The organism is Nocardiopsis gilva YIM 90087 (assembly GCF_002263495.1).
GTDB lineage: Bacteria > Actinomycetota > Actinomycetes > Streptosporangiales > Streptosporangiaceae > Nocardiopsis_C > Nocardiopsis_C gilva.
Window position 1 is genome coordinate 3,384,861 of record NZ_CP022753.1, and the last position, 24,893, is coordinate 3,409,753.

26 protein-coding genes are annotated in these 24,893 nt (G+C 69.6%); 15 read left to right on the forward strand and 11 right to left on the reverse strand.

Annotated elements, in window-relative coordinates; all coding sequences use genetic code 11:
* The first annotated feature begins 152 nt into the window (after positions 1 to 152).
* From CDO52_RS15350 to CDO52_RS15360, 3 genes are all read left to right on the forward strand, one after another.
* Entirely contained in the window at positions 153 to 965 is an 813-nt protein-coding gene (locus tag CDO52_RS15350) for a TetR/AcrR family transcriptional regulator (protein WP_017619062.1), read from the forward strand.
* A 205-nt stretch (positions 966 to 1,170) separates the two neighbouring features.
* Positions 1,171 to 2,328, forward strand: a complete 1,158-nt coding sequence (locus CDO52_RS15355; RefSeq protein WP_017619063.1) for a sensor histidine kinase — start codon at positions 1,171 to 1,173, stop codon at positions 2,326 to 2,328.
* Between the two features lie 49 nt (positions 2,329 to 2,377).
* Positions 2,378 to 2,644, forward strand: a complete 267-nt coding sequence (locus CDO52_RS15360) for a response regulator transcription factor (RefSeq protein ID WP_017619064.1) — start codon at positions 2,378 to 2,380, stop codon at positions 2,642 to 2,644.
* Here CDO52_RS15360 and pabB read toward each other — a convergent pair.
* The 3 genes from pabB to CDO52_RS15375 form a co-directional block, all read right to left on the reverse strand.
* A complete protein-coding gene (gene pabB, locus CDO52_RS15365) occupies positions 2,629 to 4,863 on the reverse strand; it encodes an aminodeoxychorismate synthase component I (RefSeq protein WP_017619065.1) in 2,235 nt (744 codons plus the stop codon). The genes CDO52_RS15360 and pabB overlap by 16 nt on opposite strands.
* 93 nt (positions 4,864 to 4,956) lie before the next feature.
* Positions 4,957 to 5,376 (reverse strand): type II toxin-antitoxin system VapC family toxin, encoded by a 420-nt coding sequence (locus tag CDO52_RS15370; protein WP_083919893.1) that lies wholly within the window; start codon positions 5,374 to 5,376, stop codon positions 4,957 to 4,959.
* Positions 5,373 to 5,603, reverse strand: coding sequence for a FitA-like ribbon-helix-helix domain-containing protein (locus CDO52_RS15375; protein ID WP_017619066.1), 231 nt, complete (start codon positions 5,601 to 5,603; stop codon positions 5,373 to 5,375). Before CDO52_RS15375 ends, CDO52_RS15370 begins: the two co-directional genes overlap by 4 nt.
* 217 nt (positions 5,604 to 5,820) lie before the next feature.
* On the opposite strand from CDO52_RS15375, the gene CDO52_RS15380 reads away from it, so the two are divergent.
* A complete protein-coding gene (locus CDO52_RS15380) occupies positions 5,821 to 6,081 on the forward strand; it encodes a hypothetical protein (protein ID WP_017619067.1) in 261 nt (86 codons plus the stop codon).
* 159 nt (positions 6,082 to 6,240) lie between these two features.
* On the opposite strand, the gene CDO52_RS15385 is transcribed toward CDO52_RS15380, so the two are convergent.
* Positions 6,241 to 7,674 carry a sugar porter family MFS transporter gene (locus CDO52_RS15385; protein ID WP_094932480.1) on the reverse strand — a complete coding sequence of 478 codons (1,434 nt, stop codon included), beginning with the start codon at positions 7,672 to 7,674 and terminating at the stop codon, positions 6,241 to 6,243.
* A 330-nt stretch (positions 7,675 to 8,004) separates the two neighbouring features.
* On the opposite strand from CDO52_RS15385, the gene CDO52_RS15390 reads away from it, so the two are divergent.
* On the forward strand, positions 8,005 to 8,568 hold the full coding sequence (locus CDO52_RS15390; protein ID WP_017619068.1) for a TIGR03086 family metal-binding protein: 564 nt from the start codon (positions 8,005 to 8,007) through the stop codon (positions 8,566 to 8,568).
* A 17-nt stretch (positions 8,569 to 8,585) separates the two neighbouring features.
* Here the strand turns inward: CDO52_RS15390 and CDO52_RS15395 are convergent, their stop codons facing one another.
* The gene (locus CDO52_RS15395; protein ID WP_017619069.1) at positions 8,586 to 9,794 is read right to left on the reverse strand and encodes a cation:proton antiporter; all 1,209 of its coding nucleotides are present in this window, start codon (positions 9,792 to 9,794) and stop codon (positions 8,586 to 8,588) included.
* Positions 9,795 to 10,073: 279 nt separating this feature from the next.
* Between CDO52_RS15395 and bioB the strand changes: the two genes are divergently transcribed.
* The 5 genes from bioB to CDO52_RS15420 all read left to right on the forward strand — a co-directional run bounded on the left by bioB (position 10,074) and on the right by CDO52_RS15420 (position 13,771).
* A complete protein-coding gene (gene bioB / locus CDO52_RS15400) occupies positions 10,074 to 11,135 on the forward strand; it encodes a biotin synthase BioB (protein WP_026125870.1) in 1,062 nt (353 codons plus the stop codon).
* 149 nt (positions 11,136 to 11,284) lie between these two features.
* Positions 11,285 to 11,932, forward strand: a complete 648-nt coding sequence (locus CDO52_RS15405) for a hypothetical protein (RefSeq protein WP_017619071.1) — start codon at positions 11,285 to 11,287, stop codon at positions 11,930 to 11,932.
* Between the two features lie 97 nt (positions 11,933 to 12,029).
* A complete protein-coding gene (locus CDO52_RS15410; protein ID WP_094932481.1) occupies positions 12,030 to 12,461 on the forward strand; it encodes an ArsR/SmtB family transcription factor in 432 nt (143 codons plus the stop codon).
* Positions 12,461 to 13,150, forward strand: coding sequence for a cation transporter (locus CDO52_RS15415; RefSeq protein WP_017619073.1), 690 nt, complete (start codon positions 12,461 to 12,463; stop codon positions 13,148 to 13,150). The genes CDO52_RS15410 and CDO52_RS15415 overlap by 1 nt, the downstream gene beginning before the upstream one ends.
* Positions 13,151 to 13,357: 207 nt before the next feature.
* Entirely contained in the window at positions 13,358 to 13,771 is a 414-nt protein-coding gene (locus CDO52_RS15420) for a MarR family winged helix-turn-helix transcriptional regulator (RefSeq protein ID WP_094932482.1), read from the forward strand.
* A 229-nt stretch (positions 13,772 to 14,000) separates the two neighbouring features.
* On the opposite strand, the gene CDO52_RS15425 is transcribed toward CDO52_RS15420, so the two are convergent.
* Both CDO52_RS15425 and CDO52_RS15430 read right to left on the reverse strand, forming a co-directional pair.
* A complete protein-coding gene (locus CDO52_RS15425) occupies positions 14,001 to 15,185 on the reverse strand; it encodes an acyltransferase family protein (protein ID WP_094932483.1) in 1,185 nt (394 codons plus the stop codon).
* A 333-nt stretch (positions 15,186 to 15,518) separates the two neighbouring features.
* On the reverse strand, positions 15,519 to 16,352 hold the full coding sequence (locus CDO52_RS15430; protein WP_017619076.1) for a DMT family transporter: 834 nt from the start codon (positions 16,350 to 16,352) through the stop codon (positions 15,519 to 15,521).
* 58 nt (positions 16,353 to 16,410) lie between these two features.
* Between CDO52_RS15430 and CDO52_RS15435 the strand changes: the two genes are divergently transcribed.
* Complete coding sequence (locus tag CDO52_RS15435; protein ID WP_193373675.1) at positions 16,411 to 17,871, forward strand: aminotransferase-like domain-containing protein; 1,461 nt, start codon at positions 16,411 to 16,413, stop codon at positions 17,869 to 17,871.
* Positions 17,872 to 17,901: 30 nt separating this feature from the next.
* Complete coding sequence (locus CDO52_RS27515; protein ID WP_017619078.1) at positions 17,902 to 18,039, forward strand: hypothetical protein; 138 nt, start codon at positions 17,902 to 17,904, stop codon at positions 18,037 to 18,039.
* A 92-nt stretch (positions 18,040 to 18,131) separates the two neighbouring features.
* Here the strand turns inward: CDO52_RS27515 and CDO52_RS15440 are convergent, their stop codons facing one another.
* Together CDO52_RS15440 and CDO52_RS15445 are read right to left on the reverse strand one after the other, a co-directional pair.
* Positions 18,132 to 18,767, reverse strand: coding sequence for a TetR/AcrR family transcriptional regulator (locus CDO52_RS15440; RefSeq protein ID WP_017619079.1), 636 nt, complete (start codon positions 18,765 to 18,767; stop codon positions 18,132 to 18,134).
* Positions 18,768 to 18,811: 44 nt separating this feature from the next.
* Complete coding sequence (locus tag CDO52_RS15445; protein ID WP_017619080.1) at positions 18,812 to 20,365, reverse strand: FAD-dependent monooxygenase; 1,554 nt, start codon at positions 20,363 to 20,365, stop codon at positions 18,812 to 18,814.
* A gap of 147 nt (positions 20,366 to 20,512) precedes the next feature.
* On the opposite strand from CDO52_RS15445, the gene CDO52_RS15450 reads away from it, so the two are divergent.
* Together CDO52_RS15450 and CDO52_RS15455 are read left to right on the forward strand one after the other, a co-directional pair.
* Entirely contained in the window at positions 20,513 to 21,169 is a 657-nt protein-coding gene (locus CDO52_RS15450) for a TetR/AcrR family transcriptional regulator (RefSeq protein WP_017619081.1), read from the forward strand.
* Between the two features lie 295 nt (positions 21,170 to 21,464).
* Positions 21,465 to 22,625, forward strand: a complete 1,161-nt coding sequence (locus tag CDO52_RS15455) for a macrolide family glycosyltransferase (RefSeq protein ID WP_033300481.1) — start codon at positions 21,465 to 21,467, stop codon at positions 22,623 to 22,625.
* A gap of 124 nt (positions 22,626 to 22,749) precedes the next feature.
* On the opposite strand, the gene CDO52_RS15460 is transcribed toward CDO52_RS15455, so the two are convergent.
* Positions 22,750 to 23,529 carry a TetR/AcrR family transcriptional regulator gene (locus tag CDO52_RS15460; protein WP_033300468.1) on the reverse strand — a complete coding sequence of 260 codons (780 nt, stop codon included), beginning with the start codon at positions 23,527 to 23,529 and terminating at the stop codon, positions 22,750 to 22,752.
* A 302-nt stretch (positions 23,530 to 23,831) separates the two neighbouring features.
* On the opposite strand from CDO52_RS15460, the gene CDO52_RS15465 reads away from it, so the two are divergent.
* The gene (locus tag CDO52_RS15465; RefSeq protein ID WP_017619084.1) at positions 23,832 to 24,578 is read left to right on the forward strand and encodes a hypothetical protein; all 747 of its coding nucleotides are present in this window, start codon (positions 23,832 to 23,834) and stop codon (positions 24,576 to 24,578) included.
* On the opposite strand, the gene CDO52_RS15470 is transcribed toward CDO52_RS15465, so the two are convergent.
* A complete protein-coding gene (locus CDO52_RS15470; RefSeq protein ID WP_017619085.1) occupies positions 24,556 to 24,786 on the reverse strand; it encodes a hypothetical protein in 231 nt (76 codons plus the stop codon). The genes CDO52_RS15465 and CDO52_RS15470 overlap by 23 nt on opposite strands.
* Between the last annotated feature and the right edge of the window lie 107 nt (positions 24,787 to 24,893).

Below are 24,893 nucleotides of genomic sequence, written 5' to 3' on the forward strand. Positions count from 1 at the left end.
ACCGGACCGGTTTCGGTGACGTGGAGGTGGTGCGTGTCCGTGTGGGCTGGTCGCAGGGTGGTGGGGTCCGGGACCATGGTGCCCTCTCCTGATATTCTTAGGGTGTAAAGAGATAGCTGGAGCACGTTAGTTTATTCCATAAGGAGTTGCAAGTGGTCGTCTTCGCCGGGCAGGGGGACGCACGCCGCTCGATGGCGCTGCTGTGGCGCGGTGCCAAGTCGCAGGAGGTGCGGACCAGCCCGGGACCGAAACCCGGGTTGAGCGTGGACGCGATCGTCGACGCCGCCATCGCCGTCGCCGACGAGGAGGGCATGGCGGCCCTGTCCATGCGGGCGGTGGGTGAGCGGCTCGGACGGACGGCCATGGCCCTCTACACCTACGTCCCCGGCAAGAGCGAGCTGGTCGACCTGATGTACGACCGGGTCCTGGTCGAGCTGCCCACCGACTACGGTGACGCGGCGGACTGGCGGGAGGGCGTGACCGCCTGGGCGCACGACTGCTGGGCGTTCTACCTGCGCCATCCGTGGGTGCTCCAGGTATCGCAGGCGCGTCCGGTGCTGGGCCCCAACGAGTACGTCGTGCTGGAGACGGTAGTGCGGATCCTCAACGGGACCGGGCTTCCCGCCGCCACCCTGCGGCGCGTCGTCGGCACGCTGTTCCACTTCGTGCGCGGGATCGCGAGCACGGCAGCCGAGGCGCGGCAGGCGGCAGCGGCGACCGGGATGTCCGACGACGACCGGTGGTTCACCCGTTCACCCCTGCTGGCGGAGGTCGCGCCCGACTTCGCCGACCGCTTCCCGATGCTGACCCGCATGGAGAGCGAAGGGGCCTTCCGCAACGAGGACGAGAGCGTGCCCTACCTGGAGCAGGAGGCCAAGGAGACCTTCACGGCCGGCCTGGGCGTCATCCTCGACGGCATCGAGGCGGCCCGGAGCCGCGCCGGGCTGACGGCTGCCACGGGCTGAGGTCGGAAGGGCCGCCCGCGAAGCCACCACACGCAGCCGCCCGGCCCCTGTTCCGCGGGCCCGTCGCGCCCGGACTCAGCGGTGCGCGGCACACCTGGCTCGGCCACATTGGCGCCGTCGCCTACCCGTGGTGGGGCTGGCCCCACCACGGGGACGCGTGTGTGGGGGAGTGATCGCGGCGCCCCGGCTCAATAGCGTCGGTGCCATGGAACTTCTCGACCACCCGATCGTGCACCGCCTCGGAAACGACACCCGCTACGTGCTGGTCGGCTTCCCCCTCGCCCTCATCGGGTTCCCGCTGATGGTGACCGGCTTGGCCGCCGGGGCGGGCACCGCCGTCGTCTTCGTCGGACTGTTCATCCTCTCCATGACACTGCTGATGGCGCGCGGCTTCGCCGAGATCGAGCGCGGCCGCCTACGCGAGGTGCTGGACCGGCCCGTGGCACGCGCGCACTATCGCAAACCCCCCAAGGGCGCCGGCCCCATCCGCAGGGCGCTCAACCCGCTCACCTGCGGTCAGAGCTGGATGGACCTGCTGCACGGCATCGTCAAGTCCCCGCTCCAGGTGGGCGCCTTTATCGTCACCGTCGTCTGGTGGCTCGCCGCGCTGCACGGCATCCTCTACCCCCTCTACGGCTGGTCGGTGCACCGCATCCCCGGCTACGTCGACCTATCCGAACTCATGGGGTTCGGCGAGGGCCTGCTGGTCGCCATCGCCTTCCACTTCCTCGTCGGGGTGGTCTTCGCGCTCACTCTTCCCTTTGTCGTGCGCACCTGCGCGATGATCACCGCGTCGCTCAGCCACGGCCTGCTGACCCCGGTCAACGGCCTGAACGACGACGAGATCGACGACGCCCCCGCCGGTCGGATCAACGGGTCGGGCGCACCCGCCGTCGCCGCACGTGCGGCCGAGCGCGTCGACGCCGCGGCCGTGCCCCGCGAGACCCTCGCCGAGCTGCGCGCCCTGTCGCGTGGCATCGCTCCCCCGCTGCTGACCGACCACGGCCTGAGCCCCGCCCTGACCGCGCTGGCCGACCGGTGCACCGTCCCGGTGGAACTCGACATCCAGACCGCCGAGCGCTTCCCCGCCGAGGCCGAGAACCTCGCCTATGTCGTGGTCGCCGAGTCCCTGATCAACGTGGCCGAGCACAGCCGCGCGACCAAGGGCACCGTGACCCTCAGCCACACCGACGGCCTGCTCAACGTCATGGTCGGTGACGACGGGGTCGGCGGCGCGCAGGTGGCCAAGAGCCATGGGCTGGCCGACCTGAGTGAGCGCCTGCGCGCGGTCGACGGCAAGCTCGCCGTGCACTCCCCGCGCGGCGGACCCACGCTGATCGTGGCCGAAGTTCCCTGTAGCTGAGCGAATCGACAGACGACGGTGCCATCCGGAGCGAAGGAGACGTGGAACAGTGCCGAAGCAGATGGACAGGGAGGTGGGCCGCGCGCGAACACGGCGGCACGAGAACCCCCTGGACGTACTCACCCCGAGGGAGCGCGAAGTTCTGGGCCTGATGGCCGAGGGCATGTCCAACACCGCGATCCACCGGCAGCTGATGATCAGCCATGGCGCCGTGGAGAAGCACATCCGCAGCATCTTCGCCAAGCTGCACCTCAACGCCCACGACGGCCAGCGGCACCGGCGGGTGCTCGCGGTGCTCACCTACCTGCGGTCATGAACGCCCACCGCGCCCCTTAGCCCGGCCGCCGGGACCGCCGCCTTGAGCAGCATCTCGGCGTACTCGTCCTCGGGGTCGGAATCCAGCACGATGGCTCCACCCGCACCGATCTCCAGCTCGGTGCCGCTGCGCACGGCGGTGCGAATGACAATGCTCAGATCCGTCGTACCGCCGAAGGAGACGTACCCCAGCGCGCCGGAGTAGACGCCGCGCGCCGAGGACTCCAGGTCATCGATGATCTCCATGGTGCGCAGCTTGGGCGCGCCGGTCATGGACCCGCCCGGGAAGCAGGCGCGGACCGCGTCGACCGCCGCCACATCGGGGCGCAGCCGCCCGCGCACCGTCGAAACGAGCTGGTGCACGGTGGCGTACGACTCGGTGTACATGAAGGCGGGGACATCGACACTGCCGACCTCGCAGACCCGCCCCAGGTCGTTGCGGAGCAGGTCGACGATCATCAGGTTCTCCGCGCGCGTCTTGGCGCCGGTACGCAGCTCTTCAGCGAGCCGCTGGTCGGCCGCGGGGTCGGCGCCGCGCGGCGCGGTGCCCTTGATGGGGCGGCTGTCGGCCACGCCCTCGGCGTCGATGCGCAGGAACCGCTCGGGCGAAGCACTGAACACGCTCGTCTCCCCCAAGCGGAGGAGGGCGGCATACGGTGCGGGCCTGCTACGGCGCAGCCGACGGTAGAAGGCGAGATCATCGGCCGGCGCGGGCAGGCGCACCCGGTTGGTCAGGCAGATCTCGTAGCTCTCTCCGGCGACGAGGTGACCCAGACACTCCTTGACATCCGTCAGGTAGCCCTCGCGGGGCCGCTCCAACCGCGACTCCCATTCGATCTCGGCTGACGCGGAGCCGGAGGCGGCTGACGGGGCTTCCAGCAGTGGGAGGGGCGGCAGGTCGGCGAGGTCGCGCGTGACCGAATCCAGCCAGGCGTCGTCCGCGGCGGCGTCGCCCACAGACACCACGTAGGTGCGGCCCTCGACATGGTCGACGGCGATGAACCGCGTGCAGCGCATCCAGACCGCGTCGGCGACTGCCGACTGATGTGCGGCCTGACCACCGCAATCGGCCTTGAGCTCATAACCGAAGAACCCGACGTATCCGCCGACGAAGTCGAAGGGCAGATCGGCGGCGGTACCGTGCGGCCGGACCGCCACCCGGCGGCGCAGCGCCTCGAAAATGGTTCCGGGCTCGTGGTGTTCATCGCCGTCCTGAGCCACGCTGACGGTTCCCTCCCCGACGCGGTAGGTCAGCACCTCACTCTCGGGGCCGTCGGCGTTTCCGAGGAAGGAGAACCGGGCGGTGCCGCCGACGCGGCTGCTGTCGAGCCAGAACGCGTAGGGCGATGCGGCGAAGAGGTGGGCGAAGGCGCGTTCGGTGTCGACGGCCTCGGACAGCGTCCGGAACCGGACCTCCCCCGATTGCGGCTGCGGGCCCGCTACCGAGGTTTCGGACATCTGCGCTTCGGATCCGCCCATTTCAGAGACGGGAATCGGGGTGTCGGGCGCTCCCACGGGAATTTCGGTCACCTGCCCAGCGGCACTCTCCCGCCGGGTTTCGGACATCGCCGCGACGCCGCTTGAGCCGGCAGCGCGTCCTTCAGCCGAAAGACGGACGGACGTCGAGCGCGCGTCCCGGGCCAGAGCGGCGAAGTTCGCGATGAGACCCCGCCCGTACTCACTGGCCACCGACTCCGGGTGGAACTGCACCCCCCAGCGGGGCAGCGATCGGTGCTCCAACCCCATGACGACGTCGTCCTCGGCCCACGCGGTCGCTGTCAGCAGGTCGGTCAACGGATCCTGCAGCGGGTCGGGCACGGCCAACGAGTGGTACCGGACGGCCGTGAATCCCTGCGGTATCCCCGCGAAGAGCCCGGTGCCGGTGTGCCGGATCGGACTGAGGTGCCCGTGCCGCGGCACCGGCGCGGAGTGCACCGGCTCGTCGGCGAAGTAGGCGATGGCCTGGTGTCCCAGGCACACCCCCAGCACCGGCAACCGCGGATCGGCCAACACCTGCGGCACCCGCCCCAGATCACGCGCATGCTGCGGCCGCCCCGGTCCAGGAGACACAACCGCCGCGTCGAACGCAGCCGGATCGATCTCCGCCCAGCGGGGATCGTCGTTGGTCACGACGACCGGCTCGGTGCCGAGCACACCGGCGATCAACTGGAACAGGTTGTAGGTGTAGGAGTCGTGGTTGTCCACGAGCAGTACGCGCATCCCACGCTCTTCCTCCCCGGGTGCTGATACCCCAGGTTAAGCCGCGCCAGAGAGGAGGAGTACCGGAATTCGATCAGGCGCTGTAGCCGCCGTTCAGCTGCCTGTTGGCAAGACCTCGATCGGACAACGCGCGACGCCGCTTTTCTCGATCCTTGCGTCGCTGGTGATCAAGGGAGTACCGAGAGCCTCGGCGAGTGCGACGTATTGGGCGTCATAGGCCGAAAGGTTCGTTGAGAGGTCGCGTACACGCTGCCACAGGTCGAGCGTTGGATAGCGGTCGATGGGCATAGCGCGAAACCCCTCAAACGCTCGCTGTAGTTGGGTTCTGGTGATCTTCGGTGCTCCACCTCGTCGGCCTCGCGCAAGGCCGACCATTGCCGAAACGATCTCGTAGTCAATTAGCCCGGGTGCGGCGATGATGTCCTCTCGCGCCACCCGCTCGCGCGCTTGCTCTCCTGCTGTGCCGACATCTGTGAAGAAGAAAACGAGCACCGAACAGTCGATGACGATCAACGTCGCTCCCGTGCGTCCTCGATAGCGCCGAGCACATCATCCGTAGTCAAGCTGACGTCTGCTTCTCGTCCAGCTCGGTCCGCTATCTCAGCGAGGGTGGGCTTCTTCGCTTCTCGGGTGAGGACGTCGAGCGCGTACGCCTGAAGGGACTTGCCCTCCTGCGCGGCGCGAACCTTCAGCGCGGTGGCGACGCTATCGCTGACGTTACGTATCGTGATGGCGATCATGCATGCATTATAGCTTCAATGCCTGCATTATGACTGCAAAAGTTGCAGAGGGCGGTTCTATCAGTGGGGCGGAGTACCGTTGGAGCGGAATCGCATGCGACGGCCGTCGTCCCGTTACTCATGGGCGGCCGTTCCGAGGGGTCCGCACTGATCCGGACGATCCGGCGTCAATGCCCTTCGTCAAGCTCGCGGGAATCTACCGCTTTGGGGTGAAGACATGACGCGCGCGATCGCGATTCGTTATCCAGACGGATCCATCCACATCCCGGTCGGTTTCGCTGATCCCTCAGCGCAGACCGTCGCCTGCGGCACCGACATCATCTGTCCCGGTGACGCCGACTACGAGTACTACGCGGCCCACGCGGTCCCAGTCGAGGAATTGCAGAAGCAGCCGGAACGCGATCCCGAACGTGCCGCGGCCCTGAAAGCCGAGTTCAGACGGCGCTATCGGCGGGATCATCGAGGACGCTCAGCCTGATCTCCGGATGCCTGCACGTGCGTTGAGAACGTCTTCCGTGGTCAACGTGGTGTTGGCTGCAGGCCCCGCTCACGTCGATGCGTGGGGAACATAACGTCGGCGGCTGTCCCGGTACCGGGACAGCCGCCGTTACTGACGAACGTAGCGCGGACGCGTCGGCTACTCCACCGCGGTTTGCTGTTGGCCCATCGACTCCAGGGTTTTGCCGTTGGTTTCCGAAATGAACTTCCAAACGAAGAGGAACGACAGCACCGCGAAGCCCGCGTACAGCATGTAGGTGCCGCCGAGGTTCCAGTCGCGCAGGCTGGGGAAGCTCACGGTGACCAGCCAGTTGGTGATCCACTGCGTCGCGGTGGCCACGGCCATCGCCGCCGCGCGGATGCGCAGGGGGAACATCTCCCCGAGCAGGACCCAGGTCACCACGCCCCAGGACAGGGCGAAGAACATCACGAACGCGCTGGCGGAGGTCAGCGCGACGGCGCCCCACCCGAAGGCGAGGGAGGCCGAGTCGCCGACGACGGTGGCGTGGCTGAACGCCCATCCCGTCAGGGCCAGGGAGACCGCCATTCCGGCCGAGCCGATCAACAGCAGCGGCTTGCGGCCGATCCGGTCGACGAGGCCGATGGCGATGAAGGTCCCGATGATGTTGACGATCGAGGTGAACAGGCTCAGCAGGAGCGAGTTGCCCTCGTCGACGCCCACCGACTGCCACAGCGACGACGAGTAGTAGAAGACGATGTTGATTCCGACGAGCTGCTGGAACGCCGAGAGCGCCATGCCGATCCACACGATCGGCAGCAGCCCGAACCGGCCGCCCTTGAGGTCGCTGAGCTTGGGGCGCACCTCGGAGCCCAGGGCCTCGTGGATCTCGGCGATCCGGCGCTCGACGTCGCCGCCCTCGACCTCGCTCAGGACCCGGCGGGCCTTGTCGTCGCGGCCGACGCGCACCAGGTAGCGGGGCGACTCCGGGATCGTCAGGGTCAGCGTGATGTAGAGCAGCGCGGGCAGCATCTCCACGCCCAGCATCCACTGCCAGGCCTGCAACGGACCGAGCGGGTTGAGGGCGCTGCCGTCGGCGGCCGCCGCCACGAGGTAGTTGACCAGCTGCGACAGGGCGATACCGAGCACGATCGCCAACTGCTGCAGGGAGGCGAGCCGACCGCGGTAGGCGGGCGGGGAGACCTCGGCGATGTAGGTCGGCGCGATCACCGACGCCATACCGATCGCGACGCCCCCCACGACGCGCCAGGCGGCCAGGTCGAAGATGGAGAAGGGGAGAGCCGAGCCGACGGCGCTGATCGCGAAGAGCACACCTGCGATCTGCATGGAGCGGATACGCCCGAGACGGTCGGCCAGTGTTCCCGCCACGCCCGCGCCCAGCGCCGAACCGAGTAGGGCGGCAGCGACCGTGAAGCCGGTCATGGCGGTGGTGACCTGGAAGTGCGCCTGTATGGCGTCGACGGCGCCGTTGATGACGGAGCTGTCATAACCGAACAGGAAACCGCCCATCGCTGCGGCGCTGGCGATCAGCGTCACGTGGACGATGTTCAGCTCACCGGCGGACTTCGCACCCACCGGATCCGATGTTGCCACGGCCTCTCCTTGTCGGACTCAGCCCCGGCCCGCGGGGCCGGGGGTCCGTCGAACAACTGCTCCGCCGATGACCGAGACCGGTCGGCAACCGGTACATGTCCGACACACTTCAGACACGTGACATGCGGCAGAAATTTACGATCACGAACCATATCGGACATCCTTATGGCGTGTATCACGAGACTTAGGTAACGATTTATTACAAAAGGGCCACGTCACCCACGAAAACCCCCGAGGGCAGGGCGTCGGGTGGAAGCCGCCGCCCCCAGCTGATTGGGTGGGAAGTGACCGCCATCACACACATGTCGTCCCGCAGAGGGAGTGACACCCATGCCAGAGCTACAGGACCTGCACGGTCAGGCCATGGCGGAGTTCGACCGCCGGGTGCGCGCCGTAAGGGCGACGCAGTGGGCCGATCCGACGCCGTGCACCAAGTGGGACGTGCACGACCTGGTCGCCCATCTGGTGCGCGAGCAGTTGTGGGTGCCGCACCTGCTGGCCGGCTGCGCGGTGGAGGAGATCGGCGACCGATTCGAGGGCGACGTCCTGGGAGAGGAGCCCGTCACCGTGTGGGAGGTGGCCTCCCGCGAGGCGCGCGCCGCGTGGCTGCAACCCAGCGCTCAGGACCGCACCGTCCACCTCTCGGCCGGAGACGCACCCGGTTCGGTCTACCTCTGGGAAATGACCTTTGACCTGGCCGTCCACGCTTGGGATCTGGCCCGTGCCATCGGCGCGGACGAGGCCATCGACCCTGACCTGACCGCAGCGCTGCTGGCATGGGTCGGTGAGGAGGGCATGGCCGGAGCGAACGGGCTGTTCGCCCCACCCGTCCACGTCCCCGAAGACGCCGACCCGCTGATCCGGCTGCTCGCCCTGACCGGTCGCCACGGCTGAGGGCACGGCGTCTCGCCTCACGTCGGGCTTGGGGCCGCCTCCGCAGCCTGGCTGGTCCGCCACAGCCGCAGGCCGATGACCGGCAGTACCAGGACGCTGAGCATGCCCGCCCCGACCAGCGCGGCGGCGACGGCCGGTTCGATGACTCCCGCTTGCGCGCCTATGGTCGTCAGCACCACCAGCAGCGGCAGGGCGGTGGAGGCGAACAGCGCGAGCGCCGGGGGCTGACGCCCGGAGAGGCTGTCGCGGGACAGCAGCAGTTCCGGAAGCCCGCGGACCAGGAGGAACAGCAGGAGGAAGAGCGGTATCAGCAGCACCGCGCCGAGGTCGGCTGCCAACGCCCCCAGGTCGAAGCGCACGCCGGTGACCACGAAGAACACCGGGATGAACAGCCCGAAGGAGACCGCCTCCAGCTTGGACTCGACCTCGTGGACCTCCTGCGGGTGGTTGGTCAGCAGCATCAGCCGCACGATGATGCCCGCGGCGAACGCGCCCAGCAACGTGTCCAGTTGCAGGACACTGGCCAGCCCCACCATCGCGACGATCAGGAACAGGGACAGCCGGACCGCCAGCTGCGCGCTGGTGCCCAGCGTCGCGCGGATCAGTCGGCCCATGCGCTCCGACGTCGGATGGGTGGCCCGCCAGGCCGCCCAGCCAGCGACAGCGAAGAACACCAACAGCAGCAGCGTCCCCTCCAACGGGCGGAATCCGCTGAGCAGCAGGGCGATGACGACGATTGGGGCGAACTCCCCCACCGTCCCCGATGCCAGGAACCGGGTCCCGAACGCCGTGCTCAACGCTCCCGCGTCGCGCAGGATCGGCAGGACCGTGCCCAGCGCCGTCGTTGTCAGGGCCAAGCCGATGATCAGCGTGGCCTGCGAGGCCCCGAAGACCGTCCACGCCGCCCCCAGCCCCAGCGCAAGCGAGCACAGCCACGCCAGCGTCGCCCGCCGCAGCGGCCGCCCCTTGACGCGGTTGAAATCGATCTCATATCCGGCCATGAACATGAGCAATGCCAGGCCGAAGTCGGCGAAGGCCGAAATGACTTCGGTCTCGTGGATCAGGCCCAGCCCGTCCGGCCCCAGAAGGATGCCCAGAGCGATCTCCAGCACCACGGCCGGAACGACCACCCACCGCCCCAGGTGGTCACTGATCAGCGGCGCCAGCACCGCCGCGGCCATGATGATGACCAGGATCCGCAGCGTCTCGGCCATTTCGGCGTGCATCGGAGCCCGCCCCCTTCCCCCTCCTCGCGGCACCCTACGCACCGGACGACCGAGGATCGGCGCAGGACACACGGGAACCGGGATTGTCGCCCACTGGTCGCGCCCCCAGACACAGCAGGAGCGCTATCGCCCCTGGTCACGGCCATGGCGACCCGCGCCGCCTCGGGGGAAGGCCCCCTATCCACCCCTGCCGGAGGGGAGGTCCACAAAACCCCGGCACCGAACTTTGGTGGCTTCAGGGGCTGCGCTCGGGCACCTCCGTGCCCCATGATCTTCGTCATGGTGAAATTCGACGCCCTGGCGGACAAGGCGCTGCGCCGAGAACCGCTCACCCACGACGAAGTGCTGTCCGTGCTCACGAGTTCCGACGACGACCTGCTCGAACTGGTCGCCGCCACGTTCCGGGTGCGGCGGCACTTCTTCGAGCGCCAGGTCAAGCTCAACTACCTGGTGAACCTCAAGAGCGGCCTGTGCCCCGAGGACTGCACCTACTGCTCCCAGCGGCTGGGGTCCTCCGCCGACATCGTCAAATACACCTGGCTGCGCCCCGACCAGACACGCGAGGCCGTCTCCTGCGGCGTCAAAGCCGGGGCGTCGCGCGTCTGCCTGGTCGCCAGCGGTCGCGGCCCCACCGACCGCGACGTCGACCGGCTCGGCCCCACCATCGAACAGATCAAGACCGACCATCCCGGAGTCGAGGTCTGCGCCTGCCTCGGCCTGCTGTCCGACGGGCAGGCCGAGCGCCTGCGCGACTCCGGCGCCGACGCCTACAACCACAACCTCAACACCTCCGGCGAGCGCTACGCCGACATCTGCACCACGCACACCTTCGACGACCGCGTCGACACCGTCGAGCAGGCCAAGCACGCGGGCCTGTCCCCCTGCTCCGGCCTGATCGCGGGGATGGGCGAGAGCGACAGCGACATCGTCGACGCGCTGTTCGCGCTCCGCGAGCTGGACCCCGATTCCGTCCCGGTCAACTTCCTCATCCCCTTCGAGGGCACCCCGCTGGCGGGCCAGTGGAACCTGACGCCGCAGCGCTGCCTGCGCATCCTCGCCGCCGCCCGGCTGGTCTTCCCCGACGTGGAGGTGCGGCTGGCAGCGGGCCGCGAGATCCACCTGCGCGGACTGCAGCCGCTCGCCCTCCACGTGGTCAACTCGATCTTCCTGGGCGACTACCTCACCAGCGAGGGCCAGGAGGGCAAGGCCGACCTGGAGATGATCCGCGACGCCGGGTTCGTCGTCCAGGGCGCCGGCGAGCAGACCCTGCCCGAGGAGCGCCTCGACCTGGTCAAGACGCGCCACCGCGGCGCTGGCACGGACCTGCCGCCCAACGCCTGATCCCAGCGCTCCGCACGGTCCGGTACGGCCCCGTCGGTTGTCCCGCGACGCCCGGCACCCCACCGGGGAGGGAGAGGGAACACGGTCGGTCTCGCCATCGGGCACACCGCTGATGGCGAGACCGACCGGCGCGGGGTTAGCGTTGCGGTATGCGCGCGATCCCTGCCGAGCCCGCCGCACCTGACCAGCTGGTCTGGTACGCGAGCTACGGGTCGAACATGGCGGCGGACCGGTTCGGCTACTACCTCGCGGGAGGTTCACCCCCCGACGGCGCGCGCACCAACCCCGGATGCCGCGACCGCACCCCGCCGCGCTCCCAGCGCGCCGTCTGGCTCAATGGCGGCGTCTACTTCGCGCTGACCTCGCGGATGTGGGGCGGCGGGCTGGCCCTGCTCGACCCGTCACTTCCCGGCGCCGCACCCGCCCGTGCCTACCTCCTCACCGCCGAGCAGTTCAGCGACGTGGCCGCCCAGGAGATGTACCGCGACCCCGGTGCCGAGCTCGGACTCGACACCGCCCTGCGCAAAGGCCGTGACGTCCTCGGTGAGGGCCGGTACGAGACGCTGGTCTACTGCGGCCGCCTCGACGGCCACCCCGTACTGACCTTCACCGCTCGCTGGTCGCGGCCCCACGTTCCGGTGGAAGCCCCGGCCGCCTCCTACCTCCGCCTCATCGGCGGGGGCCTCCGCGAGACCCACGGCTGGGCCGTGGAACGGACCGCCGCCCACCTGGCCCACCGGCCGGGTGCCAGGGGCGCCTGGACGTCGGCGGACGTGGCCACGCTGCTGTCGGCCTGAGCAGCGTCCGCATCCACGTCTTCACCTACCTCCACCCACGGGACGCCTTGTGGAATGCCTGGGGTGATATATGGCTGTTTTGGGTTAACATCGCCATATGGCGATGAATCAATCTGCGAGTGACCGGGCGGAGCTTGCTCCCGCCGCGTTGCTCTTCCACTCGCTCTCCGACCCGGTCCGCCTGGCGATCGTGCAGCGTCTCGCGGTGGGCGAGGCGCGCGTGGCCGACCTGACCTCCGAGCTGGGGCTGGCCCAGTCGACCGTGTCGAAACACCTGGCGTGCCTGCGCGACTGCGGGCTGGTCGACTTCCGCCCCGAAGGACGCCAGTCCTTCTACCACTTCGACCGGCCCGAGCTGCTCGACCTGCTGCGCAGTGCCGAGCGGCTGCTCGCGGCCACCGGCGACGCCGTGGTGCTGTGCCCGGTCTACGGCCCGTCCGCCACCGAAACCCCGGTGACGGACGAGGGGAAGCCGACCACCCCGCCCCCCGACGACGACACGCCCCGCGCGACGACGGAGGACGCTTGATGACCACCGCCCTTTCCCCCACCCGCCGCGCCACCCTCGTGCGCCGAGTCCGGCTCATCGTCGCGGCGACCATCGCCTACAACGTCGTCGAGGCCTTCGTGGCGATCACGGCGGGCGCCCTGGCCTCCTCCACCGCCCTGATCGCCTTCGGCCTGGACTCCACGATCGAAGTGGTCTCCGCACTGGCGGTGGCCTGGCAGTTCTCCTCCCGCGACCACGAGACGCGGGAACGTGTCACGCTCCGGATCATCGCGGTCTCCTTCTTCGCCCTGGCCGCCTACGTGAGCTGGGAGTCGATCAGCGGGCTGCTGGGAGCCGACCGGGCGGAGCACTCCACGGTCGGGCTGATCCTGGCGGCACTGAGCCTGCTCATCATGCCGTTCCTCTCGTATGCCGAGCGGCGCACCGGACGCGAGCTGGGATCGGCCACGGCGGTCGCCGACTCCAAGCAGACGCTGCTGTGCACCTACCTCTCGGCCGTGCTCCTCGCCGGGCTCGCACTGAACAGCCTCTTCGGCTGGTGGTGGGCGGACGCGGCCGCCGCGTTGGTCATCGCGGGTGTCGCGGTCAAGGAGGGGATCGAGGCGTGGCGCGGCGACGGCTGCTGCGCGACCTCCCCCTTGGCCGACCCCGTTGGTGCCGCAGCGTGCGGGTGCGCACCGGGCTGCGAGGACGACTGCTGCTCCTGAGCCCGATTCCGGATCCCCTTCGGAGGCTACGGGCCGCGTGTGTCGGCGCGCCGGGCACGCAGGCCCCCGGTCGCACGCGCAGAGCGCGGGCGACCGTCCTGGCCTGGTGGTCTGCATAGTGGCCTATATCGGACATGAAGAATGTTCGGCACAAGATCCGAAATTGCGGGATAATTGAGACCTGACCGACACGGGAGGGGATCCGGAATGGCGGGACGTTCCAGCCGATACTGGCTCCAGCACCTCGACCGCCTCATCGACGGCGGGTTCGACCGCATGCTGGAGGGGCGCGGCCTGACCCGCAGGCACTGGCAGATCGTGCACTCCCTGAACCAGGAGCCGCTTTCGGTCCAGGACCTGGAGACCCGGGTCGCCCCCTTCCTCGCCGACGACGTGTCGGACCTCGCCCCGGACATCGACGAGCTGCGCGAGCGCGGCTGGGTGGTCTCCCGGACCGATGGTCGCCTCGCCCTCACCGACAAGGGCGAGTCCGTCCACGATGAGCTGTGGCAGGAGGTCCAGGACCACCGCGCCCGCGTGACCCAGGACATCTCGGCGGAGGAGTATCAGGCCACCGTCGACGTGCTCTCCCGCATGGCGGGGAACGAAGAACGCCGCTGAGGCGGGCCGCGCCGCCGTCCATCGGCGCGGCCCGGACCCCGTTGCGGGAGAGTGGCCCCGGGCCCGATAGCCGCGGCGGCGGCAGAGGCCCTGCCAGGTGGGGTCGCGTCCTCACCACCGCCATCATCGACGGTGTCCGAGTTCGTGCCATGAGTACAGGTACCCATGCTGATCTGCGTCTTCGCCCGGAACGGCGTGAGTAGGAGCCCCCTGGCCCGCAGCGGAGGGATCAGAACACGCGCGTGGCACCGGGCAGACGACGCAGGAGATGGGCGGCGCCCCAGCACACGGGCAGGGCGACCAGAGCGACGACGGTGAACTTGGCGAGGGCGATGGCCTCCCAGCCGCGGAAGGCGACACCGAGTCCGACGAGCACCACCGGGTGCAGGAAGTACACGGCATACGCGTTGGCGGAGAGGAACCGCGCGACCCGTCCCTGGTGGTTGACGCGGGACCGGAACAGCACGAGCAGCGCGAAGACCACGCCAACGGCGAAGGTCGTCTCCCATGCCGCGACGGCCAGCGACTGCCAGGTGCCCGGCAGCATCGTCGCGTCACCGAGCCCGCTGATGGGGCCAGGGACATAGGCGAGCGCGGCCACAACGGCCGTCGCGAGCCCCGCCCATCCGGCCCATGTCGGGATGCGTTCCAGCCAACGGCGCCGGTAGGCGACCGCCCCGAGAGCGAACAGCGCCACGTACTGCGGCAGGAAGTTCGGGGTCGGCAGGCCGATGATGGGCCAGTAGCTGCCGATCGGGACCAGGATGCGCCACAGGTAGGTGATCAGCGCCAGGGCGACGGTGCAGCCGATGACGGCGGGGACGCCGGGCAGCGGACGTGTGGCCAGAGCCGGATCGGGCGCCCCGGCCCCCGGCGCCGGGATGGAGGCGCGCGGTCGGCGCAGTCGCCGGATGAGCACGTACCCCAGGCAGAACACCAGCAGCGTCTCGACGAACCACAGGGGGCCGGGGTCCCAGCTGACGATATAGAAGAGCCAGTACGGGACGTCCGAGGCGTGCTCTCGGTAGATGAATGCCGTGACGAGGGGCCGCAGCAGGAGCAGGAAGAGCAGCAGCGGGATGCCCAGCCGGACCAGGCGGGCGCGGAGGAACGCCCGTCCGCCCCTGCGGTCGCAGGCGCCCGGCACGAAATAGCCGGAGATCAAGAAGAAGAACCCCATGAAAAACGCCTGGTTGAACACGACCAGGACATCCAGCAGGCCGCCCGAGGCATCCTGGGCGGGCTCCATGTAGTACCACGCCGGGATGTTGCCGTAGGTGACGGCGACATGGTGCAGGACCACCAGCACCGTCAGCAGGATGCGCAGGTTGTCGAGGTAGAAGAGGCGGCCTGCCGGTGGTCCGGCAGCCGGTGGTGCCGGCCGGGAGTCCGGCAGCCGTGTCTGCTCGGTCATAGGTATGTCCCCCGTGTCTACCTGTGGGTCATCAGGGACCGGCCGCTGACGCGATCGCGCGTCTGATTGGCCGACAGGATGATTTTTTGGCCATGCGGCCAAAATCTAGCACGGCTGGTATGCCGTGCGTTCGGAATGGCCGTGATCGGCCGATGACCCGCCCCCCGACAGGGAGTCGGCGCGGCCACTTGCCAGAAGGGATGCAATGCACCGGTCAGAGCGGTGCATTGGGAAGCCCGAGGAACCGTTGACGCGAACGGTTCCCGCTCGAGCTCTGCCCCGGTCCGGCCGGCCGCGCCCGCGTTCGGCCGGGCCGGGGTGTGCCGTCGCACATCAGCGGGCGCGCTGCGTGACGACGATGCAGCCGAGGACCACGACGGCCGTCAGAGGGGCAGCGATCGACGGCTTCTCCCCCACCAGCAGCACCGCCCACATCAGCGCCAGCAGGGGCTGCGCGAGCTGGAGCTGGCTGGCCTTGGCCACGCCGATCAGCGCCATGCCCCGATACCAGGCCACGAACCCGGCGAATTGGCTGATGAGCGCGAGGTAGCCCACCCCCGCCAGGCTTGTCGCCGTCATGTGCACCGGCTCGACGGCCAACGCGATCACCATGGCCGGGATCATCACGGGCAGGGACGCAACGAGCGCCCAGGAGATGACCTGCCAGCCCGGCATGCGCGCGGCCAGCCGCCCGCCTTCCGCGTACCCCGCCGCGCACAGCACCAGCCCGCCGAGCAGGTAGAGGTCGCCCGAATCGAGGGTGCCCCCGCTGCGCAGCACGGTGAAGCCGATGACAGCCGCCGCCCCGACGAGTGCCGCCGCCCAGAAGGTGCGGGAGAGCCGCGTCCGACTGCGAGCGGCGCCGATCGCAGCAGTGGCGATCGGCAGCGCGCCGATAACGACGGCGGCGTTGGAGGCCGTCGACGTGGTCAATGCCAACGTGCTCAGCAGGGGGAAGCCCACCACGCAACCGACGGCGACGACGCTCATCCCGGACCACTGGTCGCGGCTGGGGAGCGGAACGCGGGCGAGACGCAGGCACCAGAGGGCGACCAGCCCGGCCAGTCCGCAGCGCAAGGCGGTGGTGCTCCACGGTCCGAACCCGTCCAGCGCCCACGCGGTCGCGGGGAAGCTCATCGAGAACGCGAGGACGCCGAGGGCGGCCAACGGGGTTCCACCGCGGACCGCTACTCTCGCGCTGGCGATAGCGCTATCATCTATTTTCATGAAACAGAGTAGCAGTGTGGCGGAACTGGCCGCTGCGCTCCGAAGCGACGTCAACCGCTACTCTCCTGGAGAGAAGCTGCCGTCAAGCCGCGCGCTCGTCGAGCGCTACGGCGTGAGTCCGGTGACCGTCTCGCGGGCCATCGCGACGCTCGCCGCCGAAGGCCTGGTCGTCACCCGCCCCGGCGCGGGAGCGTTTCGGGCGCGGCGCCCCACGGGTGTGCGGAAGGCCGCCGACACCTCGTGGCAGGAGGTCGCGCTCAGTGCCGAATCGGCATCCGCCTCCGGCGAACCGATCCCCCGCACCGTCGACGCCTCCGGTGTGGACGCCACCCTCGCTCTCCCCGCGCCGGGAGTGATCGCGTTCAACGTCGGCTACCTGCACTCGTCTCTGCAGCCCGAGCGTGCGCTGGCCGCGGCACTCGCCCGCGCCGGTCGGCGGCCCGGCGCGTGGGCCAGCCCGCCGCTCGAGGGCCTCGAAGAGCTCCGCGGCTGGTTCGCCCGCGAGATCGCCGGCCCTGACGACGGTGCCATCGGCGCTTCCGACGTGGTCATCACGGCGGGAGGACAGAGCGCCCTCACCACTGCGCTGCGCGCCCTCGCCCCGCCCGGAGCGCCCGTCCTGGTCGAATCGCCCACCTACCCCGGAATGCTGGCCGTGGCCCACGCCTCGGGTGTGCGTCCGGTGCCGGTTCCGGTGGACGCGGACGGCGTGCGGCCCGAACTCCTGGAAGACGCCTTCCGCGCCACCGGCGCCCGCCTCTTCATCTGCCAGCCGCTCTACCAGAACCCCACCGGCGCGGTACTGGGCGCCGGCCGCAGGAGCGAGGTCCTGCGCATCGCCCGCGCGGCCGGGGCCTTCGTGGTGGAGGACGACTTCGCCCGCTACCTCGTGCACGCCGACGCCGGAGCCCAGCCCCGCACCCTCATGGCCGACGACCCCGAGGGGACCGTCGTGCACATCCGGTCGCTCACCAAGTGCACCTCGCCCAGCCTGCGGGTCGGCGCGGTGGCGGCACGCGGCCCGGCCCTGGAGCGGCTGCGCGCGATCCAGGTCGTCGACACCTTCTTCGTCCCGCGCCCACTGCAGGAGACCGCGCTGGAGCTGGTCGGCTCCCCCGCCTGGGGACGCCACCTGCGGGCGGTCGCTGCCGGACTGACCGAACGCCGCCGCGCCATGGCCACCGCGCTCCTGAGTGAACTGCCCGACCTTCCTCCACCCGCCGTCCCCTCCGGCGGCTACCACCTGTGGCAGCGCCTGCCCGAGGGCACCGACGAGGCCGTCTTCGCTGCCGTAGCCCTGCGCGCCGGGGTCGCCGTCGCCCCCGGTCGGCCCTACTTCCCCGCCGAACCGCCGGCCCCGCACGTGCGACTGAGCTTCGCCGGAACGGCGGGGACCACCGAGATCACCGACGGGGTCCGGCGGCTGCGCACCGCCTTCGACCAGCTCGGCCTGGTGTAGAAGCGGCCACCACCGAGCAGGGCCAGCACGGTGTCGATCTCCGCGCGCAGCCGCCCCGATGCGGTCACCTTGGCCACCGCGAGCATGCCGGCGTGGGCGGCCTCGACGAGCAGGCTGGCCGCGCGCTTCTCCTGCTGCTCCGCCTCGGCGGAGAGCGAGTTGTCGTAGGGGCGGGTGATGTCGACGACGATGCCGCCGGGACGCAGCGCCGCCAGCGCCCCATCAGGCTCGTACGAGGCGGCGATGATCCTGCCGCCCGCTCAGTCCACGGGCTGCTGCGCCCGCGTGGCGTGGTCGAAGATGTCGGCCAGTTCCCGCGCGTGGGCCTCCAGGTCGTGATCCGGATAGGTCACCCAGTAGGCGAACATGCTGTCGATCGAGGCCTGCAGGCTGACGGCCATCACTCGGGTGTCGAACTCGCGGAACTCTCCCTTGGCCTGGCCACCGCGGAAGAGGTCTTCGAGGCCCTTGAAGATCTCCTCACTCGCCGCGATCCCGTAGCGGGGCGACCCGTCGGCGGTTCGGAAATTGACGAAGATCTCGCTCAGCGCCCGCAGGTGGGCACGGTGGCCGCGCATGTACTCCGCTACCGACAGGATGTGCGTGCGCAGCATGTCGGTAGCTGTGCTGGCGGCCATGATGCGCGGTACCACGTCGTCGGCGACGGCATGGTAGGTCTGCTCGACGACCTGCTCCATCAGCTCGTCCTTGCCGGCGAAGTGGTAGGAGATCACGCCCTTGCTGATTCCGGCGTGCTGGGCGATCCGCGCCAGGGAGGCCTTGGCGAAACCGACTTCGGCGATCACCGCGACGGCCGATTCGATGATCTGCGCCCGCCGCGCCTTCTCGATGAAGGAACGCTCGTGTTGACCACCCTGACCGACTTCTGACCGCATGGCCAAAATCTAGCAAGCTTCGCTGGTCGGGATGTCGAATCGGCTCAGTCCACGTCGAGGGAGCCGAACCACCGTCGCAGGGCCGCACCGAGCGTGTCCTGGAGTGCCTTGCCGTCCTTGCCCGCCGCCCAGGCGATGTGGCCGTCGGGGCGGACCAGGAGCGCCGTGGCCTCCACCGGGTCGATGGGGGCGGCGGTGAGGTGGTCGACCCGGTCGTTCCACCCTGAGGCCAGGTCGGCGTAGTGCGGGTCGCCGGGGGTGAACTCCACCAGCAGGCCGCGCCCCGGGCGCAGGAGGCGGGACAGGCGGCGCGGGCCGTGGGCGGTGTCGAGGTCGAGGTCGGGAGCGCGCTGTCCGATCAGCGGGTGTGCCGCGTGACGGGCGTCACTGGAGGCGTGGTGCGCGTCGGCGGCGGGACCTGGCGCCGGGTAGCGGATGTCGATCCCCGAGACCATGCCGGCCAGGTGCCGGTTGACGTCGGGCAGACGCATGAGGTCGACGAACAGCTCGCGCAGGGCCCGCTTCGGTGCCTCGTCGGTCCGGAAGAGTTCCCCCTGGATCCGCGTGTTGTCCAGAACCTGGGCGGCCACAGGGTGCCGCTCGCCCTCGTAGCTGTCGAGCACATGATCCGGGGCGTGTCCGCGCACGGCGGCGGCCAGGCGCCAGCCCAGCGCGAAGGCGTCCTGCAGCCCCAGGTTCATGCCCTGTCCTCCGGTCGGGAGATGGATGTGGGCGGCGTCGCCCGCGAGGAACGCGCGGCTGACGCGGTAGTGCTCGGCCTGGCGCGAGGCGTCGGTGAACCGGGAGGCGATGAGCAGCTGGTTCAGCTCGGCCTCGTCGCCGTACACGTCGGCCAGCACCTCGCGGACCTCCTCGGCCTCCACGGGCGCGTCCTTGTCGACGTCCTGGCGGGGTCCCATGAACAGCAGCCGGAAGATGCCGCCGGACCGCGGGTACAGAATCGCGGTGCTGCGCGATCCGCTCGTGAACCGCTGGCTGAAGTGTCGGTGCCGCACCGCCGCCCCGGCCGGGGTCCGCGACAGCCTGATGTCGGCGGCCACCATGGTGATTCTCCCGGGGAGGCCGGGGAACGCGACCTGGAGGAGGGAGCGGATGGTGCTGCGCGCGCCGTCGCACCCGGCGATGTAGGCCGCGCGGAGGGTCGTCGGGCCGTCGGGGGTGTCGAAGGCGGCGGTGACGCCCTCGGCGTCCTGCTCCAGCCCGGTGAGGCTGTGCTCGCGGTTGACGGTCACGCCAGATCGGCCGAGCGCCGCCTCCAGCTCGTCCTCGACCCGCGCCTGCTCGACGATCAGCTGGTAGCGGTGCCGGGTGGGCAGCGCGGAGAAGTCGAGCGGGACGGGGAGTCCGGCGAAGTGGCCGGTGGGCTGACGCGCGGTGGCGTGCTGGGCGATAGGGGCCAGAAGGTCGCGCTGGTCCAGGATTTCGCAGCTGCGTGGGTGGAGGTTGCCCGCCTTGGACTGCGGGGCGCGCGAGGCGAGTCGGTCGGCGACAGTGACGCGGACTCCTGCCGATGAGAGCTCGTTGGCGAGCATCAGGCCGGTGGGGCCGGCCCCCACCACGATGACGTCGGTGTCCATCTGGTCATCCTCCTGGGTTGAGGTGTGGACGCGTGGCGAGGCGCTCGACGCGTGTCAGCACACAGGAGAGCATGAAAACTTAACTCAGTCAAATAAATTATCTGGTTATATGTTTATCTCGGTCAATGTAATGGTTACACTGGGCGCATGGGAGAGCAGACGGGACTCAGAGAACGCAAGAAGCAGCGCACCCGCTGGGCCATCTCCAGTGCGGCGGTCCGGCTCTTCCAGGAGTCAGGGTTCGACCGGGTTTCCGTCGCCGACGTCGCGGCCGCCGCCGAGGTGTCCAAGCCGACGCTCTTCGCCTACTTTCCGACCAAGGAAGACCTGGTCCTCCACCGGTTCGCCGACCACGAGACCGAGGCCGCCCGCGTCGTGCGTGAACGTGCGGACGGCGAGGCGCCACTCGCGGCCCTGCGGCGCCACTTCCTCGACGGCCTCGACCGCCACGACCCGATCACCGGGCTCAACGACACCCGCGACGTGCTGGACTTCCAGCACCTGCTCTACTCCACACCGGCGCTCCTGGCCCGCATGCCCGCCTACATCCTCCGCGGCGAGGAGGCACTCGCCGACGCGCTGGCCGAGACCGACGGAACCGACCCCTTCGCTGCGCGCCTCGCGGCCGGCCACATCATCGCGACTCAGCGGGTCCTGTCCACCCGCAACGTGGAGGAGATGCGCGCCGGACGCGCCGCCACAGACGTCTACCCCGAGGCCGTCGCGCGCGCCCACGCAGCCTTCGACCTGGTGGCGAACGGCCTGGGCGCCGACTTCGGGGGCTCCTCGCGGACCGGAAGGTGACCGCGGGCGGAAGAATCCGCCCATGTGTCTGTTCGGTCCGAAAATTCGTTACCGATCCATCCCAAGATCCGTTATGTTGACCGACATGGCTTTCCAACAGCTCTACGAGTGATTCGAGCAGCGGGGCCCGATCGATCCCCGCCCACGCTCCCGGCGCATTCTCCGCGCGGTCCGGGCCGCAGGCACCACAGTCCCCTGCCCCGTTGAGCCCGCACGCGCCGGTTACATGTCCCTCGCACGCAGAACCGCCATGACTTCGTAAGGATCACCCGTGACCCGCCGTGCCCATATCGCCATGGTCTCCATCCCGGCTATCAGCCATGTCCTGCCCAGCCTGGAGGTCATCCGCGAGCTGGTGGCCCGCGGCCACCGCGTCACCTACGCCAACGACCCCCAGATGGAAGAGGTAGTGACCGGAGCCGGAGCCGAATTCGTCGGCTACTCCACGACCCTGCCCATCGAAGAGCACACCCACGACTGGCCGGACGACCCCGTCGCCGCGATGGACATCTTCCTCGACGACGCCATCGCGATGCTGCCGCAGCTGCGCGCCGCCTATGAGGACGACCGCCCCGACCTGTTCCTGCTCGACATCGCGGGGCTGCCGGCCCGCATCCTCGCCGAGCAGTGGAATCTGCCCGCCGTCCAGCTCTCCCCCACCTACGTAGCCTGGGACGGGATCGAAGACGAGGTCGGTGCGCACCTGAAACAGCTTCCTGGCGCCGATGCCCACATCAAGAAGTACCGGGCCTGGCTCACCGAGTATGGCGTCGAGGTCTCCGCCGCCCCCGATGCGTTCTTCGCGCAGCCGCCGACGCGCACCCTGGCGCTCATTCCGCGCGCTATGCAGCCGCACGCCGAGGGGGTGGACCCTGAGCTGGTCACCTTCGTCGGGCCGTGCATCGGCGACCGCTCTGAGCAGGGCACCTGGACCCGCCCCGCCGGAGCGGAGAACGTCCTGCTGATCTCCTTCGGCTCCGCCATCACCAACCAGCCCGACTTCTACCGGGAGTGCCTGTCGGCCTTCGGCGACCTGCCGGGCTGGCACGTGGTGCTGCAGATCGGCCGTGAACTCGACCCCGCCGACCTCGGCGACATCCCGGACAACGTCGAGGTGCACCCGTGGGTGCCCCAGGTCTCCATCCTGGAACAGGCCGACGCCTTCATCACCCACGCGGGCATGGGCGGCAGCAGCGAGGGCCTGTACTGCGGGGTGCCGATGATCGCGGTCCCGCAGATGACCGACGGGTTCAACAACGCCGACCACCTCGTCGAAGCCGGTGTCGCCCGGCGACTGGACAACGACGAGGCGACGGCCGAGACGCTGCGCTCCACCCTGCTGGAGCTGACCAGCGACCCGCAGGTCGCCGAAAGCTGCGCCGCCGCGCGCCGGGAACTGCGCGAGGAGGGGGGAACCCAGCGGGCCGCGGACATCATCGAGAAGATGCTGACCTGACACCTGGGTGCCGCCGGTGTCATCGCATCGTGGTGGGCCCGCCGTGTCAGAAGGTGCGGTGGCCGAGGGATCCGCATGGACCTCCAGGCCACCGCGCACGTGCGGTCACCGGCCGCTGCGCGGATCAGTCCTCCATGGGCGCCGACGACCGCTCGCGCACCAGGACCTCGATGCCGTCGAGGATCCGGCGTAGTCCGAACTCGAAGTCGCGGTCGGGATCGTAGGCGGACCCGTACTCGGCGCCCGCCGCCGCTCCGACTCTGGCCGCGGTCGGAAAGCGCGTCGGGTCGGCGACCCTGGCCAGCAGCGGCGCTTGGGCGTTCCACCACTCCTCGTCCGTCATGCCCGACCGCCGCACGATCTGGTCCGCCTCGACGGCGCCGCGCGCGGCGCCGTGGACGTAACCGGAGATGAGCGTGATGACGGAGTCCATCTCCAGCTCGGTCAGACCGATGCCGTCGACGGCCCGCAGCTCATAGTCGTACTTGGCGGTCTCGTTGGGCCCCAGCACCGGGCGGCCGGTCGCGACCTGCAGCATCCACGGGTGCCGGATGTACAGCGCGCGGTTCTCCCGCGCGATCCGCTCCAGCCGTGCCCGCCAACCACCGGTGTCCTCCTCCGGATGCTCTGCCTCGCCGTACACCGTGTCGAGCATGGCGTCGGTGAGGTCGGCTTTCCCCGAGACGTAGGTGTAGAGCGACATCGTTCCCACGCCGAGCCGGTCGGCGACCTTGCGCATGGACAGCGCCGCAAGGCCCTCGGCATCGGCGATCTCGATCGCAGCTCGCACGATCTTGTCCACGCTCAGATCCGACCTGCCCCTGCGCCCCGGAGCGCCCGAATTCCGCCACAGCAATGCCAGCCGCCGCGCGGAGTCACCGCTCCCCTTGTGCTCCGCCGACATCGTCGCCTCCTCGACCCTCGCCAGCCGTACGGTCCGCAAAGCGTACGGTACACCGTACGAAAACGATGGCGACGCCTCCGTTTCGGCGGCGGCCGCAACGAAAACCAGGTGACCCTCCCGCGCCCGTCCTGGCATTCTGTGCCTCCACCTCGCCTCCGCCCTGGAAAGGACATCCTCTGAGGACGCGTCACCCTCGACCGGCCGCCCGCCGCGACATCAGCGACCGGCTCAAACTGCATCGCCACGACCGGCGTCTCGACGGCCGCGACTACACGGTCATCACCCCGCGCCCCGGCACCGACGTGCGCTTCAGCACGAACAACTTCCACGACACCTGGCATATCCTCAGCGACCTTCGCGGAGCCCGGTTCATCGCCCGGCTGCTGTGGGGACTGTCCTACCAGCGCCGACCGAACACGATTGTGTGTATCGACCCGCGGTTCCTCGATACCAACCCCTTCGACGCCGAGCCGTCCGACGCGATCGTCTTCGCCCCGACACCGACGAGCCCATTCGGTGCGAAGGCCGCCCGCGACCTCGATTCCCGCATGCCCACAGGCGTCGGCGACGGCACCGTCCGCTGGCACACCCCAGGTCTGGACCGCTTCATCGACCACACCCGCCACGACGTCCAGGGGGCATGGGACGCCTGGACGGCCAAGGAGACCGGCCTCCACCGACACGGCGACGACCTGACCATCACCCGCCGCAAGGGACTCCTCGTCTTCGCCGCCGCCCCGGAAATCCTGCGCACGTGGGCACTGTGTGCCCAACGCATGTCCTTCGCCTACTTCCCCATGGACTACGAGTACCTCGACGCCTGGCGCACCACCCACCGCGGCGAGACCGGCGAACTGCAGGTGTTCGCCGAGTATCGCCGCATGGTCAGCACCGCCCGCATCGCCCGCCGTGAAGTCCTCTCCTCCTCCGACGCCCCGTCCGACCCGGAACACCAGCGCCCCGCCATCTGGGCCCACGGCGACCTCGTCAAACGGCGTTCCCTACGCCCACGCCTAGGAGCGGACCTCACGCGGACTCGCCCGCGCTGATCGCGTCGAGACGCGCCAGCGCCTCACGACGGGCGAGGGTCTCCTCAGCGGATTCCACCCGGCCAACGCCAGTAGATGCGAGCGCTTCCCGCGCCCATGCCCGCGCGTCGTCCGTCGGCGGCCCGTGCTCGGCGAACTGTTCGGCGAGGGCCCGCCGTGCCTCGTCCAGCTTCGCCGCGTGGCTGGCCGCGCTCTCGCTCATGGCCATGCTGACGTCCTCCCAACGCTGTCACCTCACCCGACGACGGGAGGCGAGATACAGATACGACCGGATCGTGATCGAGTGGTGCCCGACGTGGGGATGTGTATCAGAAC

Excerpts from the sequence above, each read along its gene's own strand:
- CDO52_RS15410 (WP_094932481.1), top strand. The coding sequence starts at position 12,030 with ATGGCGATGAATCAATCTGCGAGTGACCGGGCGGAGCTTGCTCCCGCC.
- CDO52_RS15415 (WP_017619073.1), top strand. The coding sequence starts at position 12,461 with ATGACCACCGCCCTTTCCCCCACCCGCCGCGCCACCCTCGTGCGCCGA.
- CDO52_RS15425 (WP_094932483.1), bottom strand. The coding sequence starts at position 15,185 with ATGACCGAGCAGACACGGCTGCCGGACTCCCGGCCGGCACCACCGGCT.
- CDO52_RS15355 (WP_017619063.1), top strand. The coding sequence starts at position 1,171 with ATGGAACTTCTCGACCACCCGATCGTGCACCGCCTCGGAAACGACACC.
- bioB (WP_026125870.1), top strand. The coding sequence starts at position 10,074 with ATGGTGAAATTCGACGCCCTGGCGGACAAGGCGCTGCGCCGAGAACCG.
- CDO52_RS15380 (WP_017619067.1), top strand. The coding sequence starts at position 5,821 with ATGACGCGCGCGATCGCGATTCGTTATCCAGACGGATCCATCCACATC.
- CDO52_RS15460 (WP_033300468.1), bottom strand. The coding sequence starts at position 23,529 with ATGTCGGCGGAGCACAAGGGGAGCGGTGACTCCGCGCGGCGGCTGGCA.
- pabB (WP_017619065.1), bottom strand. The coding sequence starts at position 4,863 with ATGCGCGTACTGCTCGTGGACAACCACGACTCCTACACCTACAACCTG.
- CDO52_RS15455 (WP_033300481.1), top strand. The coding sequence starts at position 21,465 with ATGGTCTCCATCCCGGCTATCAGCCATGTCCTGCCCAGCCTGGAGGTC.
- CDO52_RS15405 (WP_017619071.1), top strand. The coding sequence starts at position 11,285 with ATGCGCGCGATCCCTGCCGAGCCCGCCGCACCTGACCAGCTGGTCTGG.
- CDO52_RS15470 (WP_017619085.1), bottom strand. The coding sequence starts at position 24,786 with ATGGCCATGAGCGAGAGCGCGGCCAGCCACGCGGCGAAGCTGGACGAG.
- CDO52_RS15435 (WP_193373675.1), top strand. The coding sequence starts at position 16,411 with ATGAAACAGAGTAGCAGTGTGGCGGAACTGGCCGCTGCGCTCCGAAGC.
- CDO52_RS15420 (WP_094932482.1), top strand. The coding sequence starts at position 13,358 with ATGGCGGGACGTTCCAGCCGATACTGGCTCCAGCACCTCGACCGCCTC.
- CDO52_RS15440 (WP_017619079.1), bottom strand. The coding sequence starts at position 18,767 with ATGCGGTCAGAAGTCGGTCAGGGTGGTCAACACGAGCGTTCCTTCATC.
- CDO52_RS15395 (WP_017619069.1), bottom strand. The coding sequence starts at position 9,794 with ATGCACGCCGAAATGGCCGAGACGCTGCGGATCCTGGTCATCATCATG.
- CDO52_RS15375 (WP_017619066.1), bottom strand. The coding sequence starts at position 5,603 with ATGATCGCCATCACGATACGTAACGTCAGCGATAGCGTCGCCACCGCG.
- CDO52_RS15450 (WP_017619081.1), top strand. The coding sequence starts at position 20,513 with ATGGGAGAGCAGACGGGACTCAGAGAACGCAAGAAGCAGCGCACCCGC.
- CDO52_RS15445 (WP_017619080.1), bottom strand. The coding sequence starts at position 20,365 with ATGGACACCGACGTCATCGTGGTGGGGGCCGGCCCCACCGGCCTGATG.
- CDO52_RS15390 (WP_017619068.1), top strand. The coding sequence starts at position 8,005 with ATGCCAGAGCTACAGGACCTGCACGGTCAGGCCATGGCGGAGTTCGAC.